Origin of the sequence: Aeromonas sp. Marseille-Q5825 (assembly GCF_946892685.1) — a bacterium.
GTDB lineage: Bacteria > Pseudomonadota > Gammaproteobacteria > Enterobacterales > Aeromonadaceae > Aeromonas > Aeromonas rivipollensis.
The window spans coordinates 843,439-857,515 of the sequence record NZ_CAMPOU010000001.1; the positions used below are offsets into that span (position 1 = coordinate 843,439).

Genomic DNA, 14,077 nt, shown 5'->3' on the forward strand with positions numbered 1-14,077 from the left:
TATGTTGAAATTCATCCTTAAACGTCTACTGGAAGCGATCCCGACTCTGCTGGTCTTGATCACAGTCTCCTTCTTCATGATGCGTTTCGCACCGGGTAACCCCTTTACCAGCGAACGCGCCCTGCCGCCGGAAGTGCTTGCCAATATCGAGGCCAAGTACGGCCTGGACAAGCCCATAGGCGTGCAATACCTCACCTATCTGGGCAACCTGGTCCAGGGAGATCTGGGGCCCTCTTTCAAGTACAAGGACTTCACCGTCAATGATCTGGTGAGCCAGGCGCTGCCTGTTTCCGCCAAGATAGGGAGCGCGGCTTTCGTCCTTGCCGTCTTGCTGGGAGTCACCTTCGGCACCATTGCGGCCTTGAAACAGAACACCTTCATCGACTATCTGCTGATGTCGTCGGCCATGGCCGGGGTGGTGATACCCGGCTTCGTGCTGGCGCCCTTGCTGGTGCTCTTCTTCAGTATCTATCTGGGCTGGTTCCCGGCGGGAGGCTGGCAGGGGGGCGGGGTGCAGTTCATGGTGCTGCCGGTGTTCGGCATGATGATGTACTACATCTCCGCCATCTCCCGCATCATGCGTGGCAGCATGATTGAGACCATGAACTCCAACTTCATCCGTACCGCCCGTGCCAAGGGGCTGCCGCTGCGCCATATCATCCTCAAGCACGCGCTGCGTCCGGCCATGCTGCCTGTGGTCTCCTATCTGGGCCCGGCCTTTGTCGGCATCATCACCGGCTCAGTGGTGATCGAGACCATCTTCGGTCTGCCGGGGATTGGTCAGCTGTTCGTCAACGGTGCCCTCAACCGTGATTACTCCATGGTACTCGGCCTGACCATTTTGGTCGGCGCCCTGACCATCACCTTTAACGCCGTGGTCGATATTCTCTATGCCGTCATCGATCCCAAGATCCGTTACTAAGCCGGGAGTACATCATGGTAGTCACAACTGAAAAGCGCGAAGCCGTCGAGGCGTTCGCCCAGCAAGTGGAAGTGGTGGAAGGACGCTCCCTGTGGAAGGATGCCCGTCGCCGTTTCCTGCGCAACAAGGCGGCCCTGACCAGCCTCATCATCCTGACCATCATAGGTCTGGCGGTGATCGTCGGGCCGCACCTGTCCCAATACACCTTCGACGATCCTGACTGGGGCGCCATGCAGGCCGCCCCTGACATGGAGACGGGTCACTGGTTCGGCACCGATAGCCTGGGGCGCGATCTCTTCGTGCGCACCCTGCTCGGCGGCCGTATCTCGCTCATGGTCGGCATCATGGGGGCCGTGGTGGCCGTCATCATAGGCACCCTGTATGGCGCCGCCTCCGGCTTCATCGGCGGTCGCGTCGACAGCCTGATGATGCGGGTACTGGAGATCCTCAACGCCTTCCCCTTCATGTTTTTCGTCATCATGCTGGTGACCTTCTTCGGTCGCAACCTGGCCCTCATCTTCCTCGCCATAGGCGCGGTGAGCTGGCTCGACATGGCGCGGATAGTGCGAGGCCAGACCCTGAGCCTCAAGAGCAAGGAGTTCATCGAGGCGGCCCACGTCTGTGGCGTCTCCAAGTGGAAGATCATCACCCGTCACATAGTCCCCAACGTGCTGGGCATAGTGGCGGTCTACGCCACCCTGCTGGTGCCGGGCATGATCATGTTCGAATCCTTCCTGAGCTTCCTGGGGCTGGGTGTACAAGAGCCCATGACCAGCTGGGGTGCCCTGCTGGATGAAGGCTCCAAGTCGATGGAAGTGGCCATCTGGCAACTCCTGTTCCCCGCCGGTTTCATGGTGGTGACCCTGTTCTGCTTCAACTTCCTCGGGGATGGTCTGCGTGATGCCCTCGATCCAAAGGATCGGTAAGACGCCAACGGATCGATAAGACGCCAACGGCGCCATAAGACCCATCCGCTGGACGCGCGGCGTCATCCGGATGGGCAGGAAAGCATCACGAGAGATCGATAAGGAGTTTTGATATGAAGTTACTGGATGTGAAAGATCTGCGGGTCGAGTTCAAGACCCCGGATGGCAATGTGGTGGCGGTCAACGACCTCAACTTCTCCCTCTCTGCCGGCGAGACCCTGGGAATCGTCGGTGAGTCAGGCTCAGGCAAGTCTCAGACTGCCTTTGCCATCATGGGGCTGCTCGCCAAGAACGGCATCATTACCGGTTCTGCCAAGTTTCAGGGGGACGAGATCCTGAATCTGCCGGAGCACAAGCTCAACAAGATCCGCTCCGAGAAGATCGCCATGATCTTCCAGGACCCCATGACCTCCCTGAACCCTTATATGAAGGTGAAGGATCAGCTGATGGAAGTGCTGATGCTGCACAAGGGAGTGAGCAAGGCGGCGGCGTTCGAGGAGTCGGTGCGCATGCTGGACGCGGTGAAGATCCCCGAGTCGCGCAAGCGGATGAACATGTACCCCCACGAGTTCTCCGGTGGCATGCGCCAGCGGGTGATGATCGCCATGGCGCTCTTGTGCCGGCCGCAACTGCTCATCGCCGACGAGCCGACCACGGCGCTGGACGTGACTGTGCAGGCCCAGATCATGACCCTGATGAACGAGCTCAAGCGGGAGTTCAACACCGCCATCGTCATGATCACCCACGATCTTGGCGTGGTGGCGGGCATCTGTGACAAGGTGCTGGTGATGTATGCCGGTCGCACCATGGAGTACGGCCGGGTCAACGACATCTTCTATCGCCCGAGCCACCCCTATACCGAAGGCTTGCTGCGCGCCATTCCCCGTCTCGATACCGAAGGGGAAGTGCTGCCCACCATACCCGGCAATCCGCCCAACCTGCTGCGTCTGCCCACCGGCTGCCCCTTCCAGGAGCGTTGCCACCGGGCGCACGAGATTTGCGGCCAGCAATCTCCAGTCCTGACCCCCTTCGGCGACGGGCGGACAAGGGCCTGCCACTGGGTTTCGGATGCCATGATCAACAAGGAGGCGAACTAATGGGTGGTGCAATTTGCGGTCAGCAGCCCTCCATGTTGCTGACGCCCTTCGGCGACAGCCGGACGCGGGTCTGCCATTGGCACTGGGTTTCGGATGCCATGATCAAGGGGGTGAACTGATGGGTACTGACAAGAAACTGCTGCTGGAAGTGTCCGACCTCAAGGTTCACTTCAGCATCAAGAGTGACAAGGCCTGGCCCTGGGCCAAGCCCTCCGCCCTGAAGGCGGTGGATGGCGTCACCCTGCGCCTCTACGAGGGGGAGACCCTGGGCGTAGTGGGGGAGTCCGGCTGTGGCAAGTCCACCTTCGCCCGGGCCCTGATAGGCCTGGTGCCGGCCACCGACGGCAAGGTGGTGTGGCTGGGCCAGGATCTGACCAAGCTCGAGCAGGGGGCGCTTCGGGAGAAGCGCAAGGAGATCCAGATGATCTTCCAGGACCCGCTGGCCTCCCTCAACCCGCGCATGACAATCGGCGACATCATCGCCGAGCCCCTGGTCACCTTCTATCCCAATCTCTCAAGGGAGCAGGTGAAGGAGAAGGTGCGGGCCATGATGACCAAGGTGGGGCTTTTGCCCAACCTGGTGAACCGCTACCCCCATGAGTTCTCCGGCGGTCAGTGCCAGCGCATAGGCATCGCCCGGGCGCTGATCCTGGAGCCCAAGATGATCATCTGTGACGAGCCTGTCTCGGCGCTGGATGTCTCCATCCAGGCCCAGGTGGTCAACCTGCTCAAGTCCCTGCAAAAGGAGATGGGGCTCTCCCTCATCTTCATCGCCCACGACTTGTCCGTGGTCAAACACATCTCGGATCGGGTGCTGGTGATGTATCTGGGCAACGCGGTGGAGCTCGGGACCCGTCAGGAGATCTTCGCCAATCCCCTGCATCCCTACACCAAGGCGCTGATGTCGGCGGTGCCCATTCCGGATCCGGATCTGGAGCGCAGCAAGGTCATCCAGATCCTGGAGGGGGACCTGCCGTCGCCAATGAATCCGCCGTCCGGCTGCGTGTTCCGTACCCGTTGCCCGGTGGCGGGCCCTGAGTGCGCCAAGACCCGCCCCATGCTGGAGGGGAACTTCGATCACGCCGTCTCCTGCCTCAAGGTGGATCCGCTCTGAGGGCGAGGGCGTGAACGAGCATGCGGGGCGCCCAGGTGGCGCCCCGTTTTATTTCCATCCGCGGTGAAGATGCCCCTTGGCGCCACCTTTGGAGGCTGTTACTATCCGCCGCACAAGGGGAGTAACTTCTCGCCGGTTTGTCGTCATTACGGTGCACCCATATCCTGCAGTGCACCCGGCAGCCGGGCAGTCGATGAAAATTGGCTGTAAGTGAGACCTTGCCGAGAGGCAAGGTGTATCTGCTCCAAACGCAAACCCACGCCTCTCGGTCGTGGGTTTTGTCGTTTTGGGAGAAGTGAAAAATGGGTGAATGGTGGATGTGGACCGGTTTCTTCAGCATAGTGCTGGTCCTGTTGTGGATTGACATCCGCTTTGTCGGCGGCGGCAAGGCGCACAAGGTGTCCCTCAAAGAGGCGGGGATCTGGTCCCTGGTCTGGGTCAGCGTGGCCCTGCTGTTCAACCTGGCCATCTGGCTCTGGCTGGATCACAGCGCCGGGCGCGAAATCGCCAACGAGAAGGGACTGGAGTTCCTCACCGGCTACCTCATCGAGAAGGCACTGGCGGTGGACAACGTCTTCGTCTGGCTGATGCTGTTTGGCTATTTCGCCATTCCGGCCGAGCTGCAGCGCCGGGTGCTGCTCTACGGGGTACTGGGTGCCATCGTCATGCGCGCCGGCATGGTGTTCGCGGGCAGCTGGCTCATCGAGCAGTTCCACTGGATCCTCTACCTGTTTGGCGCCTTCCTGCTGCTGACCGGGGTCAAGATGCTGTGGGCCGCCGACAAGGAGCCGGACTTGGCCAACAACCCGTTGCTGGGCTGGATGCGTCGCCGCTTCAAGGTGACCGAGACCCTGGAGGGGGAGAAGTTCTTCGTCTGGCGTGACGGTGTGCGCTATGCCACCCCGCTGCTGCTCATTCTGGTGCTGGTGGAGGTGAGCGATCTCATCTTCGCGGTGGACAGCATCCCGGCCATCTTCGCGGTGACCACGGATCCCTTCATAGTGCTGACCTCCAACATCTTCGCCATCATGGGCCTGCGCGCCATGTACTTCCTGCTGGCCGGTGTCGCCGAGCGCTTCGCCCTGCTGAAATACGGTCTGGCGCTGATCCTGATGTTCATCGGGGTCAAGATGCTGCTGCTCGACATCTTCAAGATACCGACCGGCATTGCGCTTGGTGTAGTTGCGCTGATCCTGCTGGCCTCCATGGGGCTCAGCCTCTGGGTGACCCGCAAGAAGGTGGCCGACCAGAAGACGGTGTAAGCACCCGCAAAAAAGGGCTCCATAGGGAGCCCTTTTTCATTTCAGATCTGTGCTTAGCGCTTGATCTTCTTGGGGTTGGTGTAACCCCAGATGGTGTACATGTCCGCCAGCAGGGCGCCGTTGTACTCCTCCAGATCCGCCTGCTTCACCTCGGCCTCACCCTGACGGCCGAACAGCACCACTTCGTCACCGGGTTTCACCCCTTTGAGGTCGGTCACGTCCACCATGATGGTGTTCATGGAGGTCTTGCCCACCACGGGCACCTTCTGGCCCTGGATCAGCACATAGGCCTTGTTGCTCAGCGCACGGCGGTAGCCGTCGGAGTAACCCAGCGGCAGGTTGGCGAGCAGGGAGTCGCGCTTGAGGGTGAAGGTGCGGTCATAGCCGACTGTGTTGCCCGCCGGGTAGTGATTCACCGAGGCGACCTGGGTCTTGAACGCCATCACCTTCTTGTATTCGGTGTAGGAGGGGATGGTGTCACCGTAGATGATGCCACCCGGGCGTACCATGTCAAAGTAGGCTTCCGGCACTTCCAGGGTGGCGAAGGAGTTGGCGGCGTGTATGGTGAGCTTGCTGCGATCCAGCTTGCCCGCGTCGATGAGCCACTGGTAGTCCAGCTTGAACTGGGCCAGCCCCAGCTTGACGTCCTCTTTCTCCTCCACCGGGAAGTGGGTCATGATGCCGACCGGGGTGATCCCCTTGAGCTTGACCATGGCCAGGGCATCTTCCTTGGCGTTTGCCTGGCGCAGGTCGATGCCGTTGCGGCTCATGCCGGCGGAGTTCAGACCTATGTGCACCGGAATGGTGGTATGGTGGCGCTGGGCGATGTCGGCGATCCCCTTGGCGCTCTCCAGGCTGCCCACCAGCTCTTCCAGCTTGTAGGGCAGGGCCTGTTCCACTTCGGCCGGGGTGGCGGCACGGACCCGCATCAGGCGGCCCTCGAAGCCCTTCTCGCGGGCCACGCGGGCCTCTTCATTGCTGGCGATGCCGATGCAGGGAATGCCCGCCTTGACCACGGAGGGGACCAGCAGATCGATGCCGTGACCGTAGGCGTCGGCCTTCATGATGGCGCAGATCTGCGGGCCCTTGTCGCCGAGACGATCCTTGAGGGTCTGGATGTTGTGCTCGAAGGCGGTCAAGTCCACCTCCAGCCAGGCGTTGGCGGCGGTCTGCTCCTGACCGTTGCGGGTGTCGCTGGCGAGCGGCAGGTAGGGGGCGGCGACGGCCTGGCCGGCGAGCAACCCGAAGACCAGGGTCGCGAGCAGGGTTTTCTTGTGCATGGGATGGTTCCTTTTTTATTGTTTCGTTGAGGATGGGCCCGTGTCAGATGCGGGCCGCGGCATGGCTGGGTCAGCATGTTGCTATGCTAATGATATGTTTCACTTTTTACCCAGATGCCGACGCTGCGAGTGTATCGCAATGGCGTCATTTGTGGCACTTGTTGCAGGAAGAAAATATGCGTCTTGAGCTGCGTATTCCGCCCTTGTTGCTCTTTGTCCTGCTCGCCCTTGCCATGTGGCTGGGACGGGGGGAGGAGAGGGGGAGCGGGGTTTTGCGGGTGCTGGGCGCGGCGTGGCTGCTGGTGGGGGCCCTGCTGGGGGGCGGGGCGCTGCTGCACTTTCGCCGGGAGCGTACCAGCGTCCATCCAGTCCGCTTGCAGCAGAGCCGGGTGCTGGTGACCCGGGGGGTCTATCGCATCAGCCGCAACCCCATGTACCTGGGGCTGCTCTGCTGGTTGCTGGCGTTGGCCTGCTATCTCGGGGGCCCCTGGGTCTGGCTCGGGCCGCTGTTGTTGCTGGGCTGGCTCACCCGCTTTCAGATCTTGCCGGAAGAGCGTGCCCTGCGCGCCCGCTTCGGCATCAGCTATGTGCAGTACTGCCGGCGGGTGAGGCGCTGGTGCTGACCGCCAAACGAAAAAAGGCCCGCAGTTGCGGGCCTTTTGCTGGGTGTCCTTGACTCAAGCCTTGGCGAGTTCGCCCTCGGGCTGGGTCTCTCCCAGGCTGTCTTCCGTCTTTGCCACCACGCTGGCGGCGATGGCGTTGCCCAGCACGTTGGTGGCGGAGCGACCCATGTCGAGGAAGTGGTCTATGCCGAGCAGCAGCAGTATGCCGGCCTCCGGGATCTGGAACTGGTTCAGGGTGGCGGCGATCACCACCAGGGAGGCGCGCGGTACCCCGGCCATCCCCTTGGAGGTGACCATCAGCAGCAGCAGCATGGTGATCTGCTGTGCCATGCTGAGCTCTATGCCATAGGCCTGGGCGATGAACATCACCGCGAAGGTGCAGTACATCATGGAGCCGTCCAGGTTGAAGGAGTAGCCCATGGGCAGCACGAAGCTGGCGATGCGCTTGTCACAGCCGAACTTCTCCAGCCTGTCCAGGGTCTTGGGATAGGCGGCCTCGGAGCTGGCGGTGGAGAAGGCGAGCAGTATGGGCTCGCGGATCATGGCCAGCAGGGTCAGGATGCGGCGGCGGATGAAGAGGCTGCCCATGGCGATGAGCAGCAGCCAGAGGCAGGCCAGGGCCAGGTAGAACTGGGCCATGAAGGTGCCATAGGTGGCGAGGATGCCGAGCCCTTCCTTGGCGACCATGGCGGCGATGGCGCCGAACACCGCGAAAGGCGCGAAGTTCATCACGTAGCCGGTCACCTTCAGCATGATCTCGGCGCTGCTTGCCATCAGCTTGACCACGGGTTTGGCGGCATCCCCCAGGGCGGCGGCGGCCAGCCCGAAGAAGAGGGAGAACACCACTATCTGCAGGATCTCGTTGGTGGCCATGGCCTCGATCACGCTTTTCGGGATGGCGTGGGTCACGAAGTCCTTGAGGGAGATGGCGGTGGCGGCCACCCCTGAGCTGGCACCGTCATCGGGCAGGGAGAGGGAGAGGCCGACCCCGGGCTGCATCAGGTGCACCATCACCAGCCCCAGGGTCAATGACATCAGGGAGGCCAGCATGAACCAGCCCAGGGTCTTGGCGCCGATGCGACCCACGGTGCGGGTGTCGCCCATCTTGGCGATGCCGACCACCAGGGTAGTGAACACCAGGGGGGCGATGATCATCTTGATGAGGCGCAGGAAGATGTCGGTCAAGATGGTGATGTCACTGGCAAAGGTGGCGGCCTGGGCCGGGGCAAACAGGCGATAGCCTTGCCCGGTAAAAATGCCAAGCAACATCGCAATGAGGATGGCAACGGTCAATTTGTTCATTTTCATGGGGGGACAATCTCGATATGTGCAGTGCCTGTGCAGGTGGGTTTGGTGCCACCTAAGTCCGTTTTTGTGATCCGGGCCATGGAATCCTGACAGCCGGTATGCTGGCAGCATGCCTAATCATGGAGGGGAAATCCAGCGACTTATATCAGAACTTTATGTTGCAATTAGTTGTATGTGATGTAGATCTTGTAAATTAATTATATTAATCACTGTTTGTTTTCATCTTTGCCAGATAAATGGCTTTCAGGCTCTGGTCGTCCAATGGGGCTCTCCCGAGGGAGAAGATCAGCAGTGCCGAGGTGCGGTGCTCTACCTGCATCTCGTCCATGAAGGTGTCGGGTTCGTACTCATCGAAGCCGAACTGGGGGCGGCTCGGGGTCACCCTGACCGCATCCCGCGACAGGGTCAGCGACTGCACCTGCACCCAGGCATACCCCTGCGCCAGCGCCATCTCCCCCGCTCGCTTGAGCACGTACTTGCGGGCCGTCTCCCTGTCCACCAGATCGTTGCCCACAAACTCCAGCTGCCAGCGTGTCGCCCCGAGCTGGGTCTGGGAGAAGCCTGTCTGGCCGTTCCAGAAGGACTTTTCGCTGTCATAGGCGGTGGCGCAGCCGCCGAGCAGCAGCGAGCCGCACAGGGCGAGGACGAACAAGAGGGGGGAGCTTGGTGACATGGTGCTGGCCCTTGGCTGAGAGGAGGTCACTACAGCACAACGTCGCTCATGAGACAATCGCCTGCCAGGGCGTTGCCTTGGAGAGACAACTTGGAGAGACAAAAAGAAAAGGCCTTGTCGTTTGACAAGGCCTTTCTCGGGGAATTTGGTCGGTGTGAGAGGATTCGAACCTCCGACCCTCTACACCCCATGCAGATGCGCTACCTGGCTGCGCTACACACCGACGGAGTCAGCTCGGCTGACGGGGAGGGAGTTTATGGAGATGCCCCGACCCTGTCAACAGGGGAAATCCCGCGCCGAGATCGTTTGCCTGCTTTGCGAGCAACTTCGGATCAAAGTGCGACCAGTCGCGCATTTTGTCAGCACCTTGCCGCCGTCTTGCATGAAAAACGGCCGCCCTGGTGGGCGGCCGTTTGGCGTGACGCTTTCAAGCAGAGATCAGCGGTTGAAGGTGAGCCGCTTGCCAAATACCTGATCGGTGACCTGACCGTTCTGCCAGGCGATCTGGCCGTTGACCAGCGTCATCTCTATGGTGCTCTGGAAGCGGTAGCCGTTGAAGGGCGACCAGCCGCACAGATAGAGCAGGTTGCTGTCGTTGACCACATAGGGCTTGCCGAGATCCAGCAGCACCAGGTCGGCGAAATAACCCTCGCGGATGTAGCCGCGATCCTGCACCTGGAAGCGCTCGGCCACCGCGTGGGAGGTCTTCTTGACGATAGTCTCCAGCGAGAAGACACCGTTGTGGTAGAGCTCCAGCAGCGCCTGCAGGGAGTGCTGCACCAGGGGCACGCCGGACGGCGCCTTGAAGTAGCTGTTCTGCTTCTCTTCCCAGGTGTGGGGGGCGTGGTCGGTGGCGATGATGTCGAGCACGTCGTTGCGCACCGCATCCAGCAGGGCGTGCTGGTCGGCGGCGCTCTTCACCGCCGGGTTGCACTTGATCTGGCTGCCCAGGGTGTCGTAGTCCGCCTCGTTGAAGAAGAGGTGATGGACGCACACCTCGGCGGTGATGTTCTTGTCCTTGAGATCCTTCAGATCCGGGGTGGCGGTGAAGAGCGACAGCTCCTTGGCGGTGGTCAGGTGCAGCACGTGCAGCTTGGCGCCGTACTGCTTCGCCAGCCCCACCGCCATGCTGGAGGATTTGTAGCAGGCGTCGGCGCTGCGGATGCGGCCGTGCTCGCGCATCGGCACATCCTCGCCCCACTTGGCGCGGGCCTCGTCTTCCAGCACCTTGATGGAGGGGGTGTCCTCGCAGTGGGTGACTATCATCACCGGGCTCTCGCGGAAGATGGCCGCCAGTGTCTCCTGGTTGTCCACCAGCATGTTGCCGGTGGAGGCTCCCATGAAGATCTTGATGCCACAGGACTGCTTGGGATCCAGCTTCTTGATCTCTTCCAGGTTGTCGTTGGTGGCACCCAGGTAGAAGCTGTAGTTGGCGGCGGCGGAGTTGGCGGCTATCTGGTATTTGGCTTCGAGGGCGTCGATGGTGGTGGTCTGGGGATTGACGTTGGGCATTTCCATGAAACTGGTGGTGCCACCGGCGACGGCGGCCCGGGATTCACTGGCGATGGTCCCCTTGTGGGTCAGGCCAGGTTCCCGGAAATGGACCTGATCATCGATCATCCCGGGGATGAGGTGACGGCCTGCGGCATCGATCACCACGGCATCGGGGGCGCTGATGTCCGGGGCGATGCGGGCGATCCGCTCACCCTCGATCAAGACGTCGGAAGCATAGATGCGGCCTTCGTTGACCAGGGTGGCATTCTTGATAAGCAATTTGTTCATGGGGGGTTCCAGTTCCTTTGCCGATAATCCGGGGTCATAATATCGCAAACTGCACTTTCTCTGTAGCAAGGCCTGAGTGATGAAGTTATTTGTTAGAGATTTGACTGTGATCGATTCCAGCTATCTGTGCGAGCGTCGCGGTATGGTAGGGGAGAGCTGGCTGGTGGACATCGAGATGAGCGGCGAGCTCAACGAGATGAGCATGCTGCTGGATTTTGGCCGGGTGAAGAAGCTTATCAAGTCGATCATCGATGAAGAGGTGGATCACAAGCTGCTGGTACCGACCGAGAGCGCCCTGGTGCACACCCACCCCCTGGATAACGACGAGTGCACAGTGGATCTGCTGCGCCCGGGTCGCTCCATCCACCTGCGCTGCCCGGCCCAGGCGTTCGCCTTCATCCCCGCCCCCCAGGTGGACAAGGAGTCGGTGACCCGCTATCTGCTGGCGGTGCTGGCCAAGCGCCTGCCTGGCAACATCAAGGATCTCTCCCTGACCCTGCGTCAGGAGCAGATCGAGGGCGCCTTCTACCACTACAGCCATGGCCTGAAGAAGCATGACGGCAACTGCCAGCGCATCGCCCACGGCCATCGCTCTCCGGTCGAGATAGAGGTGGACGGGGCGCGCAACGAGGAGCTGGAGCTGAACTGGGCCGAGCGCTGGGCCGACATCTATCTCGGCACCCTGGAGGACAAGGTGGCCCTCTCCGAGCTGGAATTGAGCGAGCTGGCCAAGGCCGAGCTGGGGGAGCATCACCTCGGCTTCAAGTACACAGCGCCCCAGGGGCTGTTCCAGCTCGCCATGCCGGCCGCCGAGGTGGAGATGATCGACACGGACACCACCATAGAACTGCTGGCCCACTATATTGCCCGTGAAGTGAAAAAGCAGGTGGGGGACAAGTTCGTCAAGATTGTCGCCTATGAAGGGGTCGGCAAGGGCGCCATCGCCTACGCCTGATCTCCCTGCAAGTCGCAATAAAAACGAGGCCCCGCATCTGCGGGGCCTCGTCGTGTCAGGGCAATGGAAGAACAGACGGCCTCATCAGGCGCTGAGCCGGAAGCGCTGTACCAGCCCCTCCTGCTGCTCGGCCAGGCTGTCGAGCTGCTGGCTGGTCTCGGCGACCCGCTCTATGCCCTGATAGTTGAGATCCGAGATGTCCGAGATGCGGTTGAGGTTGGTGGCGATGTCGGCGCTGGTGGCCTGCTGCTGCTCGGCGGCGGAGGCTATCTGGCTCGACATGTCGCTGATGAGCACCACTATGCCCTGCACCTCCTCCATGGCGTTGTTGGCCTGGGAGCTCTGATCCACGCAGCTGTCCATCTCGCGGGAGCACTCCTGCATCACGTTGACCGCCCGGGCGACCCCCTGCTGCAGGTTCTCTATCATGGTCTGGATCTCGCTGGTGGACTGGGCGGTGCGACCGGCCAGGTTGCGCACCTCGTCCGCCACCACCGCAAAGCCACGGCCCTGCTCGCCGGCCCGGGCAGCCTCGATGGCGGCGTTGAGGGCCAGCAGGTTGGTCTGCTCGGCGATGCCGCGGATGACGTCGAGTATGTTACCAATCTGGCCGCTCATGGCGCTCACGTCACCGATCACCTTGCCGGTCTGCTGCAGCTTGCCCGCCAGCTGGTGGGTGGTGGTGATGTTGCCTGCCATCACCTTGCGGCCCATCTCGGAGGCCTTCTCCACGTCCTGCACCCGCTCCAGGGTCTGGTTGGCGGCCTGGGCCACCTCCCGCACCGAGGCTTCCATCTGGGTCATGGCTGCGGCGACCGAGGCGGTCTCCTGACGCTGCTTCTCCAGATCCGCACGCACCGATTCGGTGGTGTGGCGGTTGTCGTGGGCGGCGCTGTTGAGCTGGGTCGAGGCCTGGGAGAGTTGCCTGAGCACGTCTCCCATCTGCTGGATCAGCAGGTTGATCTGGCTGCCGAGCTGGCCGAACTCGTTCTGGCTCTTGAAGCCGACCCGCTGGGTCATGTCACCCTGGGTCACCTCGGTCAGTACCCGCAGCAGCTCTTTCAGGGGGCGGCGTATGGCCTTGCCCAGGGTGAAGGCCACCAGTATGGCGACGAAGATGGCGATGGCTATGCTGATCCCCTGGGTCAGGGTGCTCTGGGTCTGCACCCTATCGGAGGCCTTGATGCTGGCGTTCATCAGCTGCTGGCTCTGGGCGGTGATCCCCTCCAGCTTGTTCTGGATGCTGACGATGAGCTGGCTCGCCTGCTTGCTCTGCTCGCGCATGGTCTGCTGCTGCTTCATCAGCGCCAGGTATTGAGCGAGCACCCCTTCATTGGCGGTGGTGTCGCGCACGAAGCCATGGACGTAGTGGCCCATGTTGTTGTCGAACTCCTTGAGCTCCCCCTGCAGATCCTTGATGGTGCTGTTGAAGCCCTCGATCTGCATCTTGTTGCGCTTGAGCGCCGCTTCTATGGGGGCGGGGATGCTCTGGTTGAGGGCATCCATGGTGGAGAGCTCGATGGCGGAGAGCTTGGTGGTCAGGGTCTCGGAGAGCATCTTGATGAAGCTGTCGTCGACGGTGACCATCATGTCGCCGAGGTTCTTCTTGAACTGGGGCAGGCTGACCTGGAACTGGCCCTTGGCCTGGTTGACCTTGTGCAGCCGGGTGAGCAGGGCTTCGTGCTCGGTGGGCAGGGTCTGGGTCAGCTGCAGGTAGTCAGCCACCAGCTTGCCGAGGGCCGTCATCTCCCCCTGCAATTCGGGGTGCGTCGCCACCTGCTGCCTGAGGGTCGTCAGCATCTTGTCGACCTGACCCTTGGCCTGCTGCAGCTCGGCCACTTCCGCCGGCAGTTGCTTGGGATCCTGCTCGGTCAGCACGTCGGTGAGCCACTTGTTGGCGCTGAGCAGGCTTATCTGGGTCTGACTGCTGGCGATCACCAGCGGCATGGACTCTTGTGTTACCTGGTCCAGGGCATCGTTGAGTTCGCTCTGGCCGCGAAAGGTCAGTACCGCGCTGGCGACCATGACGGCGACCAGGATGGCAAAGCCCAGATAGACTCTCTGTAAGATCGAGAGGTCTGACATTGTTTGTTTCATTATTGTCCCGCTGTCTATGCAAAAGTCCCTTGCCTGAG

The 14,077-nt window shown here is 61.5% G+C and carries 13 protein-coding genes and 1 tRNA gene; 8 read left to right on the forward strand and 6 right to left on the reverse strand.

The genetic code is table 11. From position 1 onward, the window contains the following. Nucleotide 1 precedes the first annotated feature (1 nt). The 6 genes from oppB (at nucleotide 2) to OC537_RS04000 (ending at nucleotide 5,321) form a co-directional block, all read left to right on the forward strand. The gene (gene oppB / locus OC537_RS03975; RefSeq protein ID WP_111912456.1) at nucleotides 2-922 is read left to right on the forward strand and encodes an oligopeptide ABC transporter permease OppB; all 921 of its coding nucleotides are present in this window, start codon (nucleotides 2-4) and stop codon (nucleotides 920-922) included. A 14-nt stretch (nucleotides 923-936) separates the two neighbouring features. Further along, on the forward strand, nucleotides 937-1,848 hold the full coding sequence (oppC, locus tag OC537_RS03980) for an oligopeptide ABC transporter permease OppC (RefSeq protein WP_111912458.1): 912 nt from the start codon (nucleotides 937-939) through the stop codon (nucleotides 1,846-1,848). A gap of 113 nt (nucleotides 1,849-1,961) precedes the next feature. Further along, nucleotides 1,962-2,945 (forward strand): ABC transporter ATP-binding protein, encoded by a 984-nt coding sequence (locus tag OC537_RS03985; protein ID WP_106887188.1) that lies wholly within the window; start codon nucleotides 1,962-1,964, stop codon nucleotides 2,943-2,945. After that, nucleotides 2,945-3,064 (forward strand): oligopeptide transporter ATP-binding component, encoded by a 120-nt coding sequence (locus OC537_RS03990; protein ID WP_111912460.1) that lies wholly within the window; start codon nucleotides 2,945-2,947, stop codon nucleotides 3,062-3,064. Before OC537_RS03985 ends, OC537_RS03990 begins: the two co-directional genes overlap by 1 nt. Then, the gene (gene oppF, locus OC537_RS03995; RefSeq protein ID WP_163149255.1) at nucleotides 3,064-4,059 is read left to right on the forward strand and encodes a murein tripeptide/oligopeptide ABC transporter ATP binding protein OppF; all 996 of its coding nucleotides are present in this window, start codon (nucleotides 3,064-3,066) and stop codon (nucleotides 4,057-4,059) included. The genes OC537_RS03990 and oppF overlap by 1 nt, the downstream gene beginning before the upstream one ends. A gap of 302 nt (nucleotides 4,060-4,361) precedes the next feature. Further along, nucleotides 4,362-5,321 (forward strand): TerC family protein, encoded by a 960-nt coding sequence (locus OC537_RS04000; protein ID WP_234568645.1) that lies wholly within the window; start codon nucleotides 4,362-4,364, stop codon nucleotides 5,319-5,321. Nucleotides 5,322-5,374: 53 nt separating this feature from the next. On the opposite strand, the gene alr is transcribed toward OC537_RS04000, so the two are convergent. After that, complete coding sequence (gene alr, locus OC537_RS04005; protein WP_262109612.1) at nucleotides 5,375-6,601, reverse strand: alanine racemase; 1,227 nt, start codon at nucleotides 6,599-6,601, stop codon at nucleotides 5,375-5,377. A gap of 176 nt (nucleotides 6,602-6,777) precedes the next feature. Between alr and OC537_RS04010 the strand changes: the two genes are divergently transcribed. Continuing rightward, nucleotides 6,778-7,224: a methyltransferase family protein gene (locus OC537_RS04010; protein WP_262109615.1), complete on the forward strand. Its 447-nt coding sequence runs from the start codon at nucleotides 6,778-6,780 to the stop codon at nucleotides 7,222-7,224. 54 nt (nucleotides 7,225-7,278) lie between these two features. Here OC537_RS04010 and OC537_RS04015 read toward each other — a convergent pair whose 3' ends face one another. From OC537_RS04015 to OC537_RS04030, 4 genes are all read right to left on the reverse strand, one after another. After that, the gene (locus tag OC537_RS04015; RefSeq protein WP_162520068.1) at nucleotides 7,279-8,532 is read right to left on the reverse strand and encodes a dicarboxylate/amino acid:cation symporter; all 1,254 of its coding nucleotides are present in this window, start codon (nucleotides 8,530-8,532) and stop codon (nucleotides 7,279-7,281) included. Nucleotides 8,533-8,734: 202 nt separating this feature from the next. Further along, a complete protein-coding gene (locus tag OC537_RS04020) occupies nucleotides 8,735-9,205 on the reverse strand; it encodes a CC0125/CC1285 family lipoprotein (RefSeq protein WP_205641507.1) in 471 nt (156 codons plus the stop codon). A 146-nt stretch (nucleotides 9,206-9,351) separates the two neighbouring features. Next, nucleotides 9,352-9,428, reverse strand: a tRNA-Pro gene (locus OC537_RS04025). Nucleotides 9,429-9,643: 215 nt separating this feature from the next. After that, nucleotides 9,644-10,987 carry a dihydroorotase gene (locus OC537_RS04030; protein WP_262109622.1) on the reverse strand — a complete coding sequence of 448 codons (1,344 nt, stop codon included), beginning with the start codon at nucleotides 10,985-10,987 and terminating at the stop codon, nucleotides 9,644-9,646. Nucleotides 10,988-11,066: 79 nt separating this feature from the next. Here OC537_RS04030 and OC537_RS04035 point away from each other — a divergent pair, with 79 nt between their 5' ends. Further along, nucleotides 11,067-11,942, forward strand: a complete 876-nt coding sequence (locus tag OC537_RS04035; RefSeq protein ID WP_262109624.1) for a 6-carboxytetrahydropterin synthase — start codon at nucleotides 11,067-11,069, stop codon at nucleotides 11,940-11,942. A gap of 84 nt (nucleotides 11,943-12,026) precedes the next feature. Here the strand turns inward: OC537_RS04035 and OC537_RS04040 are convergent, their stop codons facing one another. Continuing rightward, nucleotides 12,027-14,039 carry a methyl-accepting chemotaxis protein gene (locus OC537_RS04040; RefSeq protein ID WP_262109626.1) on the reverse strand — a complete coding sequence of 671 codons (2,013 nt, stop codon included), beginning with the start codon at nucleotides 14,037-14,039 and terminating at the stop codon, nucleotides 12,027-12,029. Nucleotides 14,040-14,077 lie beyond the last annotated feature (38 nt).

Excerpts from the sequence above, each read along its gene's own strand:
- oppB (WP_111912456.1), top strand. The coding sequence starts at position 2 with ATGTTGAAATTCATCCTTAAACGTCTACTGGAAGCGATCCCGACTCTG.
- oppF (WP_163149255.1), top strand. The coding sequence starts at position 3,064 with ATGGGTACTGACAAGAAACTGCTGCTGGAAGTGTCCGACCTCAAGGTT.
- OC537_RS04040 (WP_262109626.1), bottom strand. The coding sequence starts at position 14,039 with ATGAAACAAACAATGTCAGACCTCTCGATCTTACAGAGAGTCTATCTG.
- OC537_RS04035 (WP_262109624.1), top strand. The coding sequence starts at position 11,067 with ATGAAGTTATTTGTTAGAGATTTGACTGTGATCGATTCCAGCTATCTG.
- OC537_RS04015 (WP_162520068.1), bottom strand. The coding sequence starts at position 8,532 with ATGAAAATGAACAAATTGACCGTTGCCATCCTCATTGCGATGTTGCTT.
- oppC (WP_111912458.1), top strand. The coding sequence starts at position 937 with ATGGTAGTCACAACTGAAAAGCGCGAAGCCGTCGAGGCGTTCGCCCAG.
- alr (WP_262109612.1), bottom strand. The coding sequence starts at position 6,601 with ATGCACAAGAAAACCCTGCTCGCGACCCTGGTCTTCGGGTTGCTCGCC.
- OC537_RS04020 (WP_205641507.1), bottom strand. The coding sequence starts at position 9,205 with ATGTCACCAAGCTCCCCCCTCTTGTTCGTCCTCGCCCTGTGCGGCTCG.
- OC537_RS03985 (WP_106887188.1), top strand. The coding sequence starts at position 1,962 with ATGAAGTTACTGGATGTGAAAGATCTGCGGGTCGAGTTCAAGACCCCG.
- OC537_RS03990 (WP_111912460.1), top strand. The coding sequence starts at position 2,945 with ATGGGTGGTGCAATTTGCGGTCAGCAGCCCTCCATGTTGCTGACGCCC.
- OC537_RS04000 (WP_234568645.1), top strand. The coding sequence starts at position 4,362 with ATGGGTGAATGGTGGATGTGGACCGGTTTCTTCAGCATAGTGCTGGTC.
- OC537_RS04010 (WP_262109615.1), top strand. The coding sequence starts at position 6,778 with ATGCGTCTTGAGCTGCGTATTCCGCCCTTGTTGCTCTTTGTCCTGCTC.
- OC537_RS04030 (WP_262109622.1), bottom strand. The coding sequence starts at position 10,987 with ATGAACAAATTGCTTATCAAGAATGCCACCCTGGTCAACGAAGGCCGC.